This window comes from Ruegeria sp. BHSC037 (assembly GCF_059613045.1).
Map to the genome: position 1 here is coordinate 1 of NZ_JBXWRT010000006.1, position 17,154 is coordinate 17,154.

Below are 17,154 nucleotides of genomic sequence, written 5' to 3' on the forward strand. Positions count from 1 at the left end.
GGTCATGCCGGGCGACAACGTCGGCTTCACCGTCGAACTGATCGCTCCGATCGCGATGGAAGACGGCCTGCGTTTCGCCATCCGCGAAGGCGGCCGCACCGTCGGCGCCGGGGTCGTCTCGAAAATCATCGAGTAATTCGCACACGCGAACGATCAGACGGAAAGGGCGTCCCTCGGGGCGCCCTTTTTGTTTGGATTCAATAATCACGAGACGCGCACAAAAAGTGTGTCGAAAATCATCGCGCGAGGCGCGCTTGCCGCGCCTGGTTGCGGCAGGTGATTTTCCAGGGGAAAATCTGCCGAAAGCAACTCGGTGAGGAAATCAGAGAAGGCCGCTCCCAATGGGGCGCCCTTTTTTGCGTCTGGGGCTCGGAAAACGACCGCTTCGACCCGGGAACCAGAGAGAATTGGTGGTTATGCAGGACACAATCGCCCGCGCATTGCACGACATGTTTTGCCAATGGGGTAGAAGGTTCAGAAATTAACCAATATCGAAGTCGACCAGCGGCGACTCCATGTAAATTCGACAGCCCGGATACAGTACAGAACCCGGTTTTTTGCACGTTTTCACGTTGGTGATTGGACCGCTGGAATTGCGGGAAATATACAGCTCTGTATCGCCGTAGGCGCTGGTTTTTTGGATCTCAGATGGGCGGCGCACCAGACACTAACGTTTTCAGCCCAAGTGATAGTCTCGACCGCATAAAACGCGGGTACATCAGTGGCTGTATACCCGCGAACGGGGGTGACATGATATGCGGCGAGATCATCCATCGGGACTTAGTCGGTCGACAACGTTTCGACATAGGGTCCCTCCTGGCTTTTGGGCAAAATCTCAGGTTGCCACGGGGTAAAAGCTTCACCTTGAATCAGTAAGACTTGGTCTTGCCGCGTCGCGTTGTTTCGAAATTTAAGTCGTGGATCGAAATAACCGCGCGGGGTGCTTAAGCAAACCTTTTCGATGTACGGCTGAAATTCCAGGAAAACGGTTATATTGTCAGACTGAACGGTCGGGTAAATGAAATCAGATGGCTCGAATGTGGATGCGTCGTAGGGGTCTGCCTTGCCCTTCACCATGCGCTAAATCTGAGCCGCCGGTGCTTTCTGTTTCTGGCTTGGGAGAAATGGACCAACAAAAAGTGCGGCGCAAATTGCCCCCCCAGCGCAACAATAAAAAGCTTTGTAGGAAGTATTGCATTCTACTTAAGGTAGATATGAGTGTGTCAAGGGCGCTGGTATTGATCAAGACAGCTCATAGTGCCGTCGAGACCCGTCGGCTTTCTCAGCAGACCGCCTTGCGATCAGTTGCATATTGATGAGCGACGGTTGACGAACGCGACAAATTCCTCCCAGCCTCTGGTGCGCGTTCTCATGCAGAACGTAAAGGCGGCGGCATGCGCAGCGTTTGGGTTCCATGGGGCTTGGAGCAGCATGACCGATATCAGGTCGACGGCTGTGGTTGCGGAGGAAACGCTGCCCAGGGCAAACCGGACGGCCCTATTCCGGCGCCCAGGGTTCTCGACCGACGATCCGGTCTGCTTCGGCGGTGATGTCGTTCATGTGCTGTTCCAGACTGAGACGAAGCGATTCGATCTCTTGTTCCGTCGCCTTGCGCGGGACGGTTTCAGTCCATTCGCGGCACAGGAACACCCCTTCGTTTCGCCAGGGGCGAGGCAGCAGGAGACGATCCCAAGTGCCGGCCTCACGGCCATGGCGCACGGAATATGTGATCCCGAACACTCGTTTGCCCGAACTGCGTGCCCATACCAGCGGAACAGTTGAACAAATCCGCTCGGGTCCTCGTGGGCCGTCTGCGGCTATGCCGATTGAGATGCCCTGCTTCATCTTGCCCAACACTTCGCGCGAGAGCGCCACATGACGTTTGTGGCTGGACATGGCGATGGTGTCCATTCCGAACAGTTTCTGCACCCGCCCCACCATGCTGCCGGCGCGCGCGGCCGAGGTGATGGAACAGATGCGCCCCTTGTCCAGCGGGAAGAAATAGGGGGACTGCGCCAGACGCTGATGCCACAACACCACGATGACCGGCTCGCCCTGTTCGGCCAGCTTGTCCAGCTCTTCATAGCCGATCCGTTGCCATCGCGTGTTGCGATGGACCAGTCGAATATATCCGGCGATGCGCCGAGCCAACCAGTTCAGAACGGCTTCGCTGTCTGCAATCTTCTTGCGCAGGCTCACGGCGGGTATCCTCTTTCTGGCCGAGCCCTGTCTTAGCGAACTGCACGGCCTGCGCAACTTGTTTGTCGAAACCGGAAGGCGCGGGAAACTGCAAAAAGCCTCTTGAGTCCGCCGCGTGGCTGGCATATCTGAGGCGCAGTATAGGGGTATAGCTCAGTTGGTAGAGCGACGGTCTCCAAAACCGTAGGTCGCGGGTTCGAACCCTGCTGCCCCTGCCATTTACCGCACATCGACCGTTGCTTTGCCGCCGAACCCACGCGCGCAACGAACGTGCAATCATGGTTTCTTCCGCCTTGCAAATGGCCTATTGTCCGCGTGATCGCAGGAACAGCTGAACGAGGTCACATGTCGCGCTTTGACGGATATTTCCTGCGGCAATTGCTGGTGCTTTTCGGCTTTTTCACCTTGGTGCTGGTGGGGGTCTTCTGGATCACCCGCTCGGTCAGCCTGTTCGAGCGGGTCATCAGCGGCGGTCAGTCGGCTATGGTGTTCCTCGAGTTCACCGCGCTGACTTTGCCGACGCTGATCCGCACGGTAATGCCGATGGCCGTGTTCGCGGCGGCCGTATATGTCACCAACCGCCTGACCCGCGAAAGCGAGCTGACGGTGATGCTGGCCACGGGCTCAAGCCCATGGCGGTTGGGGCGCGCGGTTTTCCTGTTCGGGGTGGTCACAGGGGTGATGATGGCGATCATCAGCGTGTTCCTGCGCCCCGCTTCGGTCGATCAGCTCGAACGGCGCGAATCCGAAGTGGCCGCCGATGTCACTGCGCAGTTGCTGAACGAAGGCGAATTCATGCATCCGGTGCCGGGCGTCACGGTCTATATCGGCCGAATTGATCTGGACGGTACGTTGCACGAAGTCTTCGTGTCGGACCGGCGTGACAGGGCCAATCCGGCTACCTATTCCAGCACCTCGGCCTATCTGGTGAACAACGGGTCGGGCGTGCATCTGGTCATGGTTGACGGGCTGGCACTAAGGCTGAACCGGGCCGGCCGAACGCTTGCGTCGACGCGGTTCGAGGATGCCGCCTATGACATCTCGGAGCTGACGCGAAAATCGGACTTGGGACAGCGCAGCATCGAAGCCATCTCGACGGCCGAACTTCTGGGCGACCTGGATACCTTGGCCGCGCAAGAGGGCCATTCCATCGGGCAGTTGGTGGATGAGCTGCATCAGCGGTTCTCGTGGGTTGCGATCTGCGTGGCCGTTGCCATGGTAGGATATGCAGCGCTGATGCTGGGCAGTTTTTCGCGTTTCGGTCTCTGGCCGCAGATATTCGGGGCCTTCACGATCCTTGTTCTGCTTGAAGGCGTGCGTGGGTTCGTTTCGCCGATCGTCATCGGCGACCCGCAGTTGTGGCCGCTTCTCTATGCGCCAGCGGCGCTTGGCGTGATTGTGTCGGGAGTGTTTCTGGCCCTGGCTGGCCGGCCGTTGACCCGTAGACGCGGCCGGTCCGATGCAGCTTGTCAGGCGGCGGCCTGACGGAGACTGCGCGGGTCATTTCGCTTTGAGGATGCAATCCGCCGCGCTACTCTCGGGGCAATATCCAACCGAGGGGCGCGCCATGCCAGACAATCGCCACACACCCAACTGGACCAGTTTCGAAGAGGCAACGAAGGCCGACTGGGATGCGGTCATGGCCTACGAGGACGCCTACAACGCTGCCCTGCCGGACCGCATCCTCGACGCCATCCGGTCACTGGACGAGGACTGGACGCCCTATCCGATCAACCGCTACCAGCATTGCCTGCAGGCCGCGACGCGCGCCTACGAGGATGGCGCGGACGAGGAAATCGTGATTGCGGCACTGGTGCATGACGTGGGCGACATCCTGTCGCCCTACAACCACGGCGAGCTGTCAGCGGCGATGATGAAGCCCTATGTGAGCGAAAAGGCTTATTGGATTTTGAAACATCACTGCGTGTTCCAAGGTTATTACTATAACCACCATCTGGGCGGAGACCGCAATGCGCGCGACAAGTATCGCGACAGCCCCTACTGGGAGGACTGCCGCTATTTCTGCCATGAATACGACCAGAAGGCGTTCGACCCGGACTATCCGACCAAGCCGCTGGAGTTCTTCGAGCCCATGCTGCGCCGCATCCTGAACAGGGGCGAGGGGCACATGGAGCTCAACGAAACCGCCGAGGACTAGCAGGAGGCCATCAGGCGATAGACGATCTGCGCGGCGGTGAAATCCCACGCCGCGTTGCCGTCCGGGGCCAGTTCCACCACGTCGAAGCCGACGCAGCGGCGGCCCTTCAGGGCGTGCTCGACGAGGTGCAGCGCCTGATAGTATCCCAGCCCGCCCGGAACCGGCGTGCCGGTTGCGGGCATCAGCGACGGGTCCAGCCCGTCGACGTCAAAGCTGACATAGACCAGTTCGGGGAAATCCTCGGGCAGGTCGACGGCATGGATGTTGCCGGTCACCAGTTCCTCGGCATCGACGTGAAAGACGTGGTGGCGCAGGCGGCTCTGGGCCTCTTCCTCGCAGAAGGCGCGGACGCCGAACTGGGCCAGGCGGATACCTTCCTCGGCCAGTAGGTGCATGACCGAGGCGTGGCTGTGCTTTTCGCCTTTGTAGGCATTGCGCAGGTCGGCATGGGCGTCGATCTGCACGATGCCGAGAGGCTGACCCAAGGCGCGGGCTACACCCATGACCGCGCCGTAGCTGAGCGAGTGTTCGCCGCCCAGCGTGACCGGCACCTTGCCGGCGCGGACGGCCACCTCGGTGCGTTGGGCCAGACGCTCCATGACGTCCGGCAGCGGGCCTTCGCAGTCCAGCGGGGGCTCGGTGAAGATGCCTTCGACACAGGGTTCGGCATGCCCGGTGATGCGTTCGAGTTCATTGCTGGCCTCGATTATCGCGGCGGGTCCGCCTGCCGTGCCCGAGCCGTAGGAGACCGTGCGCTCCAGAGGCACCGGGATCACGCGGAACCGGGCGTCTTCGCTGCGTTCGGCCTCGGTCAGTTCGCTGTCGAGGAAAATGCTCATGAAAGCCTCTCTTTGAAGTCGTCGTAGCCGAATTGCCTGATGATCTTCAGCTCATCGGTTTCGCTGTTCCACAGGGCGATCGTGGGCAGGGGCACACCGTTGAACGTGTTGGTCTTGACCATCGAGTAATGCGCCTGATCGAGGAAGGCAAAGCGCTGCCCGATCCGCAGCGGCTCGGCCCAGGTGTAATCGCCGATCACGTCGCCCGCCAGGCACGAGGGGCCGCCCAGACGATAGGTGTGGCCGGTTTCGGCCTCGTCCATCAGGGCGGGGCGATAGGGGGCTTCGATCACGTCGGGCATGTGGCAGGTGGCCGAGATGTCGGTGATCGCCAGATCCATGCCGTTGTGTGGCAGGTCCAGGATTTCCCCCACCAGGATGCCCGCATCCAGCGCCACCGCCTCGCCGGGTTCCAGATAGACCTCGACGCCGTATTTTGTGCGGATGTGTTTGATGAAGTCCACCAGCCCGTCGCGGTCATAGTCGCTGCGGGTGATGTGGTGGCCGCCGCCGAAATTCAGCCATTCCAGGTCGTTCAGGAAAGGCGCCAGCTTCGGTTCGACCGCGGCCCAGGTGCGCGCCAGCGGTTCGAACCCCTGCTCGCAGAGCGTGTGCATGTGCAGGCCATCCACGCCTTCCAGCGCCTTGGCGTCCAACTGGCTGACCGGGGTGCCGAGGCGCGAGCACGGAGCGCAGGGGTCGTATTTCGCAACCTCGCCTTCGGAGTGTTCGGGGTTGATGCGCAGCCCGACCTGCCGCCCGGCGGCCTGAGCCTTGGCCAAGAAGCGGTCTTTCTGCGCGGGGCTGTTGAAGATGATGTGATCCGACAGGGCGAGGATTTCGTCGATGTCGGAATCCTTGTAGCCCGCGCAGAAGGTCGCGACCTCGCCGCCATATTCCTCGCGGCCCAGCCGTGCCTCGTAGATGCCGCTGGCGCAGGTGCCGCCGAGATACTGGCGGACAAGCGGGGCCAGGGCGAACATCGAAAATGCCTTGAGCGCCGACAGGATATGCGCGCCGGACCGCTCGCCGATATCGGCCAGAACCGCCAGGTTTCGCTCCACCGCTTTTTCGTCGACGACGAAGCAGGGGGAAGGGACGCGGTTCAGGTCGAAGTGGCGGAAGGCGCCGGCATCTCCTGCCTGTGTCTGCATCAATTGGGTCATGTCCGGCATCTCCTGAAAGTGGAGAGGCCGGGGGCGCTGCCCCCGGACCCCCGGGATATTTTGGGCCAGATGAAGCAGGACGGTCGCGCGGACCGCCCCGAGGGATCAGAAATCGACGGGGCCGTCGAGTTCGTGGACTTGCCAGGGCAGGCCGTGCTTGTTCAGCATGTCCATGAAATCATCCGGGTCGAGCTGTTCCATGTTCCACACGCCCGGCTCGCGCCAGTTGCCCTTCAGCACCTGTGCCGCGCCGATCATGGCCGGGACGCCGGTGGTGTAGCTGACGGCTTGGCTGCCGACCTCGCGGTAGCATTCCTCATGGTCGCAGATGTTGTAGATGTAGTAGGTCTTTTCGCCCGAGCCGTCCTTGGCCTGGCCGGTGGCGATGTCACCGATGCAGGCCTTGCCCTTGGTTTCGGCGCCCAGATCGCCGGGGTCGGGCAGCAGCGTCTTCAGGAACTGGATCGGGATGATCTCGACCCCGTTATGCACCACCGGGTCGATCCGGGTCATACCGACATTCTGCAGCACCTTGGCATGGGTGATGTAGGCATCGCCGAAGGTCATCCAGAAACGGGCACGCTCGATCTCGGGGAAGTGGGTCGAGAGCGACTCGAGTTCCTCGTGATACATCAGGTACATGTTCTTCGGCCCAATGCCGGGGAAGTCGAACTCGACCTTGTGGGTCATGGCCGGCGTCACTTTCCATTCGCCGCCTTCCCAGTGGCGGGCGTCGGCCAGCACTTCGCGCAGGTTGATCTCGGGGTTGAAGTTGGTGGCGAATTCCTGATCGTTCTGGCCGCCATTGGCGTCCAGCACATCGATCTGGCGGATCGTGTCCAGCTTGTGTTTCTTGAGCCACTTGGCGAAGACGGATGTAACGCCCGGGTCAAACCCCGACCCCAGAATGGCGGTCAGGCCGGCCTGTTTGAACTTGTCCTGATAGGCCCATTGCCAGTGGTATTCGAACTTGGCCTCGTCCTCGGGCTCGTAATTGGCTGTGTCCAGGTAGTGGCACCCGGCCTCGAGGCAGGCATCCATCAGCACCAAGTCCTGATAGGGCAGGGCCAGGTTCACCAGGATCTCGGCCCCGGTTTCCTTGATCAGCTTGACGGTGTCGGCGATCTTGTAGGCGTCAAGCTCGGCCGTCTTGATGTCGACGCCGGTGCGCTCCTTGACCGACTTGGCGATGGCGTCGCATTTCGCCTTGGTGCGGCTGGCCAGCGTGATCTCGGTGAAGATGTCGGAATTCATCGCCATCTTGTGCACGGCGGCGTGGCTGACGCCACCCGCGCCAACAACCAGTGTCTTGCCCATGGGAAAATCTCCTTTCGCCGGGGTTATTCGTAATAGGTATAGCCGTTGATGCTGTCGCGGTAAGCGCTCATCAGGGTTTTGCGGTCCTTGGCCTTGAGCGTGCCGGTCGAAATCGCCTCGTCCACCATCTTGCGGAAGGCGGCAATGCAATCGCTGGGGTCGAACTCGACATAGGACAGGACTTCGCTGATGGTGTCGCCCTCTTGCTCGTGCAGCAGGTCGAACCCGCCATCGGCGCGCAGGTCGATGGTGACGACATTGGTGTCGCCGAACAGGTTGTGCAGGTCGCCAAGGGTTTCCTGATAGGCGCCGACGAAGAACACGCCCATGTAATAGTCGCGATCTTCGGGCAGGGAATGCACGGGCAGGCTGGGCGAGACGCCGTCAGCCAAGATGAACCGGTCGATCTTGCCGTCGCTATCACAGGTGATGTCGGACAGCACCGCGCGGCGGTCTGGGGCTTGATCCAGCATCTGCAGCGGCACGATCGGGTGCAGCTGGTCGATCGCCCATACGTCGGGCAGCGACTGGAATAGCGAGAAGTTGCAGTGATAGATATCGGCCAGCTTCTCCAACTGGTCATCCACATCAGTATCGACCTCGTCCGAGGCCGCCAGCGCCTTGATCCGTGCCATCAGCGACAGGTAGATGCGCTCGGCCCGGGCCATCTGACGCAGGTCCACGTAACCGCGGCGGAACAGGGCCCGCAACTCGTTGCGGTAGAAGGTAGCGTCGTTCCAGCATTCCTGCAGGCGGTCGTGGCTGAGATAACCGTTCACCGCCGCCAGATCTGACACAAGGTGGTGGTCGTCGGGTTCCACCTCGGGGCCGTTGGGTGCGTCATAGAGCGTGCTTTCTAGCACGTTGAACACCAGCATCGACGAAGTCGCCACCACCGCGCGGCCGCTCTCGGTCACCAGCGTGGGATGGTCCACTTCGGCTTCGTCCATGGCATAGGCCACGGTTTCCACCACATTGGCGCAGTATTCCTCAACCGTGTAGTTGATCGAGTTCTCGGTCGCCTTCTTCTCGCCCGTGTAATCGACGCCCATGCCGCCGCCCAGATCCAGGTGCGTCAGCGGCACGCCCTCGCGGGTCAGTTCGGTGTAATAACGGCAGGCCTCGCCCACGGCGCGGCGCACGTCGTTCACGTCGGGCACCTGGCTGCCCAGATGCGAATGCTGCAGCTTCAGGCAATGCAGCAGGCCCGCATCGCGCAGCTTGTCGACGACCGCGACCAGCTGATCGGTGTTCATGCCAAAGGTCGACCGATCCCCCGAGCTTTCCTGCCATTTGCCGCTGATCTGGTTGGTCAGTTTCACTCGCACGCCAAGCAGCGGCTCGATGCCCAGCTCGTTGTAAACCTCGATGACCGTGTCGGCCTCTTTCGGGCTTTCCAGAACGATGACCGTGTTGAACCCGATCTTGCGGCTGAGAATGGCCAACTCGATGAACTCTGCGTCCTTGACCCCGTTACACACGATCAGCGCCTCGGGGGCCAGACGGTGCGCCAGGGCGATCACCAGTTCGGGCTTCGAACCGGCTTCGAGCCCATAATTGTATTGCTTGCCGAACTCGACGATCCGGTCGACGACCTGCGCCTGCTGGTTCACCTTGATCGGGAACACGCCGCGATAGGACCCCTTGTAGCCGGTACGCGCGATCGCATCGCGGAAGCTTTCGTTGATGTGCGCGATCTCGCGTTCCAGATACGAGCTGATGCGCAGGATCATCGGCGCTTTGATCCCGCGCTGATCAAGGTCGTGCAGAATGCCGGGCAGGCTGATTGCCGCCGCATCGGGTGCCATGGGATTGCGCAGACCGATCTCGCCGTCCTCCGTCACCTCGATGAGACCCTTGCCCCATTTTTCAACTCCGTAGATGGAATGCGGTGCGACGGGCGTCTGTTTCAATCCAGTCAGTCCTTGCGTTGCAGGCGTGAAAATTTCGCCCGCCAATACGGCAGCTGTTCGATTCTTCCAAGTGTAATCTGTTTCGGAGGTTAGCCCAATTCAGATCACGGGTCGAATGGGAACCAGATGGTTGTCCCAGTGGACCCGAGGATGGGGCGATACCGCCGGGGTTGACCCAGCCAAATGCCCCACATCGCCGTGCCCGGTGGTAAAGACAAAGCCGGATGGCCCAGGGCCCAACCCGCACACGTCGCTGAACGAATGGGCGCGGTCAAAACGGACCGCCTCGGCATCAAAGACGAGCAGCGCGTTGCCGCGCGGGCAGGTGATGGCGACCTGTCGTCCCTCGGCGGAAAAGGCGACACTGCCCGCATAGCCGGCCAGCGTCGCCTGTATGTCTTCCGGCACAGACAGCAGGTGGTAACGGCCACCCCGCCGATGCAGCCCCAGCAGGGCCGGCTTGTGGGAGAAGTCGCCCTGCCACTGCATCGCAAAGGCCAGCAGGCCATCCGCGCGAACGGCCAGATGTCGGATCGAATTCTTGTGTAGCGCTGCGGGGAGTTCGACCTGCTCTAGAACCGATCCGTCGAGGCTGACATAGGTCAGGTTCGAGCGCATGGTCGGCAGGTTCAGCTTGGTGCGCCCTGTGTCCGGATGGGTTTCGATGCCGCCGTTGGCGATGGCCAGAGACTTGCCGTCGGGCATCAATACCACGTCATGGGGGCCGACCCCAGACGAAGAAAACTCGCCCATCCGGGCATAGCCCTCGGCCGCGTCCCAGACGCCGATGACCCCGGTGCCTGCCTCGTAGTCGTTTTCGGTGGTGAACAAACGGCGGCCGTCGGGCGAAAACGCGCCGTGGCCATAGAAATGACGCCCGTCCGGCGCCTTGAGCCGGGCCAGTTGGTCCCCGGTCGCGCAATCGATCACTAGCGCAAACCGCCCCGGACGGCGCGCGAATGCAACGGCCCGCGCGAGATGCGGATGGGCGGCGGGGGCGTGCCCGCGGCCGGGCAGGGGGATCGAGAACCGAACCTCCCCTGAACTGGTCAACCCGACCAAGCGGTACAACCCATCTTTGAACAAGGCGGCTGACAGAAAGTCGGGCGAGCCGACCGACGCCCAGCCGGGCAGGGGGGCAAGAGCGGCGGCTGCCAGACCGGCCAGAAATCCTCGGCGGCTGGTCATGGGTCAGTCTCCGTCCAGCGAATTGAACCCGGCGCTGATACCCAGGGTCGGACCCAGCTGTGCGGCGGCAAGGCTGCGGATGTCGTTGATTGACTGCTGTAGCGTCTCGACCCGAAACCGCCCCTGTGGCTCGGCCACGCCGGCCAGCGCGGGATCATCCAGCGCCTGCGCCCGGGCGATGCTGCGGGCAAAGGCATCGTCCAGCGAGGCCGCAATCTGCGGGTGGTCGGCCGCCAGCCGCGCCGCCAGATCACGCAGCGACGTCAATGACAGTTCCACATGCCGCAGCGTCCGCAGCGATCGGCGGGCCTCGGCCCGGTTGGGGCGGGGGCGGTCGAAACTGCCCATCGGGCGGCCCAGACGGGTATCGGCCGTGAATTCGAGCCCGATGACAAGGGCCTTGTAGAGCTCTTGCAGGGCTTCGTCGGGGGACCGATAGGGGCTGTCCGGCCCGGGTTGGGTAATGATGCGGGCATAGCCGTGCCAGTCCCGGTCGATGGCCCGGGTGGTGCGATGGATGTCGGCGGCGATGGCGCGGATCAATCCGCAGCGATAGGCCGCATCGCCCTGATCGGCAAAGGCCGGGTCGTACAGCATCCTCTCGAGCGCGAGGAATCCGCGCCCGGCGATCGAGGTTTCGGCAAAGGCATCGGGGTCGGCAATGGCCGGGTCTTCGGCCGCGATCATCGCCGACAGCGCCTTGGGCGTGAACCCTTTGCTGTCGGGCCAGAAGGCCAGGGCAAAGGCACGGTTACCGACTTCGGTCGGGCCGAACCGCAGGTGGCTGGCGGATATCCAGCCGTCGAAGGCGGCGTGATAGGCCGCGCGCAGATCGGCGGACCCCGGCGCGCAGTTGGCGCGAGCAGTGGCATCCAGCGCAGCCGTCGCTTCGACAAGGCGGTCGAAACGCGGCAGGATATGGGCCTTGGTTACGTCGACCAGGACCGCATCGCGGTTCTGTGCCATCGCGTACAGCGGGATCAAGGCGGAAAGGATCACGGCAATCAGGCGCATCGGTCACAGACTTTCGAGGAACCGGATCAACGCATCGCGGTCGGGCTTGGGCATGGAAACGACCGCATTGCGCGCGGCTTGGGCCTCGCCCCCGTGCCACAGGACCGCTTCGAGAAGCGAGCGCGCGCGGCCGTCATGCAGGAACTGGGTGTGTCCCGAAACCCGCCGGGTCAGGCCAATCCCCCACAGCGGCGCGGTGCGCCATTCGCGGCCCGTGGCGCGGGCCTCGGGGCGGTTGTCGGCCAGTCCCCCGCCCATGTCGTGCAGCAGCAGGTCCGTGTAGGGCCAGATCAGCTGGAAACTGTGCTCGGGCCGGTCGGGCAGGCGGTGGGTGACGAAAGCGGGCGTGTGACAAGACGCGCAGCCAATGGTGTGGAACACCTCTTTCCCGCGCAGAACCTGCGGGTCATCCACATCGCGCCGGGCGGGAACGCCCAGGTTGCGGCTGTAGAAGGCCACCAGATCCATGCCCTGCTGGTCGATCTCGAAGCCGCGTTCGTCGCCGTCACCATGCGGGGCGGCCTGGCAATCGGCCTGCGCCGGGGTGCAGTCGCCAAAGGGCGCGGGGTAGAGCGGGCTGGAAATGCCGATATCGCCGGCGAAGGCTGCGGCTGACTGCTCCATGATCGTCGGCATGCCCGCCTTAAGCCCGAACCGGCCCAGCATGGGTTCGCCGAATTCCCTCGACCACACGATGTTGGGCCGCCCCGAGATCCCGTCCCCATCGGCGTCGTCGGGGTCGGCCTTGGCCAGGATGTCCTCGGCCGGGATCGCCTCGAGCAGGCCCAGACCGATCATCTGCGGCGCCACGCGTGGGCTGAGCATCGCGTCCGGGTGCAAAGGCCCATAACCCAGATCGGCCGCTCTGTAGGTGGGCTTGCGCAGCGACACGGTTTCGCCGTCGGACAGTTCCACCGGGATTTCCTCGTAGGTGATGTCCAGCCGGTATTCGGCCTGGTGGCCGGGCAGGGCGAATTCCTGCATCTGGCCGCCATAGGTGGGTTCGGGCAGGGTGGCGAGATACCCCGCGATCTCTTCCGGCGCGTCCGCGGGCGTTCCGGGGATGGAAACGCGCAGGAACATCGAAATGGCGTTGTCTTCGGGTCCGGCCGGGGTGTGGCCACGCCCGTCCTTGATGTGACAGCGTTGGCACGACCGGGCGTTGAACAGCGGCCCTAGCCCATCCGAGGCCAGAGTCGAGGACGGAGACGACACCCAGACCTTCTTGAACAGCCCGTTGCCGACCTTGAAATCCAGCTCCTGCTCAAAGCTCAGGTTGGCCGAGGGTTGCGAGAACGCATCCGCATCGGTCCGGGCGCGCACCGTCGCGGCGCCTGCCGGGAGGTCTTCGTAGCGCTGGGGCTGCCTGAAATCCGACGGCACCGCGGTGGCTGCGGCGATCCGTGCCCTTTCAGCGTCGGTTCGGGGGAGAGGAGTCAGGTGGGTGTCCCGCAGATCCTGAGACAGTGAAGGGGTGGCTGCAAGAGCGGCCACCACGAAGAGGCCCGCCTTATTCGGCCTCGTCCATTTTCGATGTATTGAGTTGCGCATAATTTGCTTCGCCAAGCCTTTCATACAGGTCAAGCTGGGTTTCGAGGAAATCGATATGCCCTTCCTCGTCCGCCATGAGTTGTTCGGACAGCGCCATCGACACAACGTCGCCGGCCTGTTGGCAGTATTCGCGCGCTTCCTTGTGCAAGGCCCGGGCGTCGATCTCGGCCGCCAGGTCGCATTCCAGCGTTTCCTTGGGCGTCTGCCCGATATGCAGCGGGTCGAGCTTCTGCAGGTTGGGGTGGCCGCCCAGGAAGATGATCCGCGCGATCAGCTTGTCCGCGTGCTGCATCTCTTCGATGCTTTCCTCGCGGCTTCTCCAAGCCATGTGGCCCCGGCCCCAGTCCTCTTGCAGGCGGTAGTGCAGCCAGTACTGGTTGACCGCCGTCAGTTCATGCCGCAGGGACGTGTTGAGGTATTCGATGACCTTTGGATCGCCTTTCATTTACGCTCTCCTGTGTTGACCCCGCACGAAGAGTCCGGAGTTGCATGGGAACCCCAAGGGTATCGGTTGTGCGCATCGTTTCGAGAAACAGTGGCATGCAGCCGCCGCAATCTGCCGATTTCCCCAGAGCGTGGTAGATTTTTCCCGGCGTGAAGATCGCTTGCGGAGCTGCCGCGCTCTGGCCGGTGGTGTTTCAGTGAAAAACGGCATCAGGGTTGTCGAGGCTGTCGGACCCCTCGAACGCGATCTGGTCCAGTTCCAGCGCTGTCACGATCCGCTCGATGGTCTTGGTCTGGTCGATCAGGGCGTTGACGCCCCCCATGATCAGCGCTTCGCCACCCGCATGGCCGCGTTCGAGCATCTGGTCATAGGCCAGCCCGGCTTCGGCCGTGGTCTTGATCCGGCCCAGGGCCTGCATCGTGTTGGCCAGCTTGGTCTTCATCTCGTCGTCCAGTTCAGGGGCCGAGGCCAGAACCAGATCCGACAGGGAGGGGCCGGAAACCAACGTGCCGTCGATGCGGACATAGCTGCCCAGATACACGTTCTGGATGCCCAACCCGTCATAGTAGTGGCTGTTGTGGGTGGTGTCCGAGAAACAGTCATGTTCCTCTTCCGGGTCGTTCAGCATCAGGCCCAAGCGCATCCGCTCACCGGCTTGTTCGCCGTAGGACAGCGACCCCATCCCGGTCAGCATCGCGGTCAGACCAGCGCCTTCATTTTCGAACAGGGCTGCGCGGGCGCCGCCGCCATCGTTCCATTGGGTGGCCATCCATTCCAGGTCATTGACCAGCAGATCGGTTGCGGCCTGAAGGTATTGCGCACGCCGGTCGCAGTTCCCGTTGGTGCAGGCATCGCCCTGCGCATAGTCAGTCCACGGGCGGTTTCCGGCGCCGGGACCATGGCCGTTCATGTCCTGTCCCCACAGCAGAAACTCGATGGCGTGATATCCGGTGGCCACGTTGGCCTCGATCCCGTCCGCCTCGTGCAGGGTTTCGGCCAGCAGAGTCGGGGTGATCTCGCTTGCATCGATGGTTTCTCCCGACAGTTGGAAGGTCGGGTTGGCGATCACGTTCAGGGCCGCAAGCGCGTTTTCGTCGGTGGCCCCGCCATAGGCCGCATCGACATAGTCGATCAGGCCTTCGTCCAGCGGCCAAGCGTTCACCTTGCCTTCCCAGTCATCGACGATCGGGTTGCCGAACCGAAAGACCTCGGATTGTTGATAGGGCACCCGAGCCGCGATCCAAGCCGCGCGAGCGGCCTGCATGGTCTGGGCCGAAGGGCGTTCGATCAACGCACCCACGGCCGCCCGCAGGCGGTTGGCTGCGGTCAGGCTGTCTTCGTAAGTGGCTTGGGCGATATCGGCATAGGTGTCCAGCACGGCTGAGGTCGCCGGAGCGCCTCCGGCTGATGCGGCCGAGGCGATCAGCAAGGTCAAGGTGCTGGCGGCGGAAAGAAAACGGGGCATATTTCAGAGTCCTGTTTCAATGAAAATTCGGCGCGCGAAGTCGATGCGCGGCACCGAATTACTGAGTTAAATTGTCAGGTATGTCAATCTGAGTTTTTTTGTCAGCTTTTCGGGCGCGGCGATGCCGGGGCTTTGCATGGCCCGCCTCACTCGCCTCCCCATATCCGGCGAGGCTGAGACCCGCCGTTCTTTATTGCCTGACGGTCCGGGCCGGGTAGAATGATACGGTGATTTCGGGGTGAGTGGTGCCGGTCGTGTTCAAGTATCTGGTGGTTTCTTTGCTGGTTCTGTCCACCGCATCCCGGGCGCAGGAGGCCAAAAGCGAAACGGGTCCCGCAACGCTTAAGATCGGCATCCACGCCATGGACCTTACACTGTCTCTGTCGGCGCCCGGTCTGGATATCGTCGGCTTCGACCTGCCCGCGGGCGACAATGCCCAGCGGGCCCAGGTGGCGGCGGCGGTCTCGGAACTCTCGCGGCCGCTAAAACTTTTTGTCGTGGCGCCCGAGGCGGACTGCGTCACGGTTTCCGCCAATGTGGCGCTTGTCGAAACGCCCGGCGGCGAGGGCCGCAAGGCGCCCGAGTTCGAGGCCGAGTATCTGATCCGTTGCCGCGACATCAGCGCGATCAGCGCCCTGCGCACCGCCTATTTCGACCGATTCCCCAAGGCCCGCCGTCTGGTTGTGCTCGTCCGGTCCGAAACCGGCACGCGACGGTTCGAACTGACGCCCCAGAGTTTGGCAGCCGATCTGTCCGGGTTGACCTGACTCCAGCCATTCGGGTTCTAGGTCCTTTCGTGAAAGATGAAGCCTAAAAAGTTCAGCAGAATTTGCGCGGCCAGAATCTGGGTGCTTTCCGTTGGGTCATAGGCCGGAGCAACCTCGACCAGGTCGATGCCGACGACATTGCCGTGGCGGGCCAGCCCCTGAAGCAGTTCCAGCACATCATAGTACAGAAATCCGCCATGGCTGGGCGTTCCGGTGCCTGGCGCGATCGAGGGGCAGAAGGCGTCGATATCGATCGTCACATAATACCGTGCCCCGGCGGGAATGCGGTCGAGAACTGCTGGTGTTCCCAACTTGCGCACTTGCCGGACCGACAGGATGTCGGACCCGCGGGCGCGTGCGTCTTCGTATCCGTCCCGAGCGGTGGACGAGACGTTGCGAATGCCCAGTTGCGTCATGCCCGAGACATAGGGCTTCTCGATCGCGCGCCGCATCGGGTTGCCGTGTCCGGCCGTCACGCCGTGCCGCTCGTCCACAAAGTCCAGATGGGCGTCGATCTGGATCACATGGATCGGTCCGTTGCGGGCGCAATCATCGGCAAAGGCGTTGATGCAGGGAATGTTGACCGAATGATCGCCGCCGATCACGACCGGCAGCGCGTCTGCCTTCAGTATCTTGCGCACCCCGTGTTCGATGTTGGCATGGCTGGCCTCGGTTCGCGTGTGGATGATGTCGGCATCGCCCAGATCGACGATGCGCACGTCGCTGCCCAGATAGGTGGCGTCGTCTTCGTGGTCATAGGCGCCTGCATGGCCAAAGCTGAACAGGGTCGAGGCCTCGCGCACCGCCCTCGGGCCGAAACGGGCGCCACTGCGGTACTGGCATCCAAAGTCGAAAGGAGCGCCCAGAATGGCTACATCCGCGTCGATCCGGTCCCAATCCTGCACATAGGGTTTCTTCGCAAAGGTCGGAATGCCCACGAAAGGCAGGTTCAGGCGACCGGTCTCGTATCCGTGATCTGACATCTTGGCTCCGTTTGTTGCGTGCGCTGGCGGCGATCACGAGGCTAACAGCAACGTTGGCGCAATCAACACGCCTGTCGCGGGCGGATCCTGAGCAGACATATAAGGAACAAATATCAGTGCTTTTGCTGCCATTATGCATTAATCTAGCG

General features: G+C 62.4%; 15 protein-coding genes and 1 tRNA gene. 5 read left to right on the forward strand and 11 right to left on the reverse strand.

Annotated features, from left to right (window positions below; all coding sequences use genetic code 11):
- Nucleotides 1-136: EF-Tu C-terminal domain-related protein (locus AC2FMN_RS07330; protein ID WP_480664189.1), on the forward strand; the 136-nt coding region annotated here is incomplete at its 5' end.
- Nucleotides 137-1,497: 1,361 nt separating this feature from the next.
- Here the strand turns inward: AC2FMN_RS07330 and AC2FMN_RS07335 are convergent.
- Complete coding sequence (locus AC2FMN_RS07335) at nucleotides 1,498-2,199, reverse strand: lysophospholipid acyltransferase family protein (RefSeq protein ID WP_496683381.1); 702 nt, start codon at nucleotides 2,197-2,199, stop codon at nucleotides 1,498-1,500.
- A gap of 142 nt (nucleotides 2,200-2,341) precedes the next feature.
- Here AC2FMN_RS07335 and AC2FMN_RS07340 point away from each other — a divergent pair.
- The 3 genes from AC2FMN_RS07340 (at nucleotide 2,342) to AC2FMN_RS07350 (ending at nucleotide 4,357) form a co-directional block, all read left to right on the forward strand.
- Nucleotides 2,342-2,417 (forward strand) — tRNA-Trp (locus tag AC2FMN_RS07340).
- A gap of 127 nt (nucleotides 2,418-2,544) precedes the next feature.
- Nucleotides 2,545-3,684: an LPS export ABC transporter permease LptF gene (lptF, locus tag AC2FMN_RS07345; protein ID WP_496687180.1), complete on the forward strand. Its 1,140-nt coding sequence runs from the start codon at nucleotides 2,545-2,547 to the stop codon at nucleotides 3,682-3,684.
- Between the two features lie 82 nt (nucleotides 3,685-3,766).
- Nucleotides 3,767-4,357 (forward strand): HD domain-containing protein, encoded by a 591-nt coding sequence (locus AC2FMN_RS07350; protein ID WP_496683386.1) that lies wholly within the window; start codon nucleotides 3,767-3,769, stop codon nucleotides 4,355-4,357.
- Here the strand turns inward: AC2FMN_RS07350 and speB (AC2FMN_RS07355) are convergent.
- The 9 genes from speB (AC2FMN_RS07355) to AC2FMN_RS07395 form a co-directional block, all read right to left on the reverse strand.
- Entirely contained in the window at nucleotides 4,354-5,196 is an 843-nt protein-coding gene (speB, locus tag AC2FMN_RS07355) for an agmatinase (protein ID WP_496683388.1), read from the reverse strand. The two genes, AC2FMN_RS07350 and speB (AC2FMN_RS07355), sit on opposite strands and share 4 nt — an antisense overlap.
- Entirely contained in the window at nucleotides 5,193-6,362 is a 1,170-nt protein-coding gene (gene nspC, locus AC2FMN_RS07360) for a carboxynorspermidine decarboxylase (RefSeq protein ID WP_496687181.1), read from the reverse strand. Before nspC ends, speB (AC2FMN_RS07355) begins: the two co-directional genes overlap by 4 nt.
- 105 nt (nucleotides 6,363-6,467) lie before the next feature.
- Nucleotides 6,468-7,679, reverse strand: a complete 1,212-nt coding sequence (locus AC2FMN_RS07365) for a saccharopine dehydrogenase family protein (RefSeq protein WP_496687182.1) — start codon at nucleotides 7,677-7,679, stop codon at nucleotides 6,468-6,470.
- 23 nt (nucleotides 7,680-7,702) lie between these two features.
- The gene (gene speA, locus AC2FMN_RS07370) at nucleotides 7,703-9,592 is read right to left on the reverse strand and encodes a biosynthetic arginine decarboxylase (RefSeq protein ID WP_496683395.1); all 1,890 of its coding nucleotides are present in this window, start codon (nucleotides 9,590-9,592) and stop codon (nucleotides 7,703-7,705) included.
- Between the two features lie 99 nt (nucleotides 9,593-9,691).
- The gene (locus tag AC2FMN_RS07375; protein ID WP_496687184.1) at nucleotides 9,692-10,780 is read right to left on the reverse strand and encodes a DUF1513 domain-containing protein; all 1,089 of its coding nucleotides are present in this window, start codon (nucleotides 10,778-10,780) and stop codon (nucleotides 9,692-9,694) included.
- A 3-nt stretch (nucleotides 10,781-10,783) separates the two neighbouring features.
- Nucleotides 10,784-11,794, reverse strand: a complete 1,011-nt coding sequence (locus AC2FMN_RS07380; protein WP_496687185.1) for an imelysin family protein — start codon at nucleotides 11,792-11,794, stop codon at nucleotides 10,784-10,786.
- Nucleotides 11,795-11,797: 3 nt separating this feature from the next.
- Nucleotides 11,798-13,345 carry a di-heme oxidoreductase family protein gene (locus AC2FMN_RS07385; protein WP_496687187.1) on the reverse strand — a complete coding sequence of 516 codons (1,548 nt, stop codon included), beginning with the start codon at nucleotides 13,343-13,345 and terminating at the stop codon, nucleotides 11,798-11,800.
- Complete coding sequence (gene bfr / locus AC2FMN_RS07390) at nucleotides 13,305-13,790, reverse strand: bacterioferritin (RefSeq protein ID WP_496687189.1); 486 nt, start codon at nucleotides 13,788-13,790, stop codon at nucleotides 13,305-13,307. Before bfr ends, AC2FMN_RS07385 begins: the two co-directional genes overlap by 41 nt.
- A 193-nt stretch (nucleotides 13,791-13,983) precedes the next feature.
- The gene (locus tag AC2FMN_RS07395; protein ID WP_496687190.1) at nucleotides 13,984-15,255 is read right to left on the reverse strand and encodes an imelysin family protein; all 1,272 of its coding nucleotides are present in this window, start codon (nucleotides 15,253-15,255) and stop codon (nucleotides 13,984-13,986) included.
- Between the two features lie 254 nt (nucleotides 15,256-15,509).
- Here AC2FMN_RS07395 and AC2FMN_RS07400 point away from each other — a divergent pair, with 254 nt between their 5' ends.
- Entirely contained in the window at nucleotides 15,510-16,022 is a 513-nt protein-coding gene (locus AC2FMN_RS07400) for a ZrgA family zinc uptake protein (protein WP_496687191.1), read from the forward strand.
- A gap of 17 nt (nucleotides 16,023-16,039) precedes the next feature.
- Here AC2FMN_RS07400 and speB (AC2FMN_RS07405) read toward each other — a convergent pair whose 3' ends face one another.
- Nucleotides 16,040-17,005, reverse strand: a complete 966-nt coding sequence (speB, locus tag AC2FMN_RS07405; protein WP_496683415.1) for an agmatinase — start codon at nucleotides 17,003-17,005, stop codon at nucleotides 16,040-16,042.
- Nucleotides 17,006-17,154 lie beyond the last annotated feature (149 nt).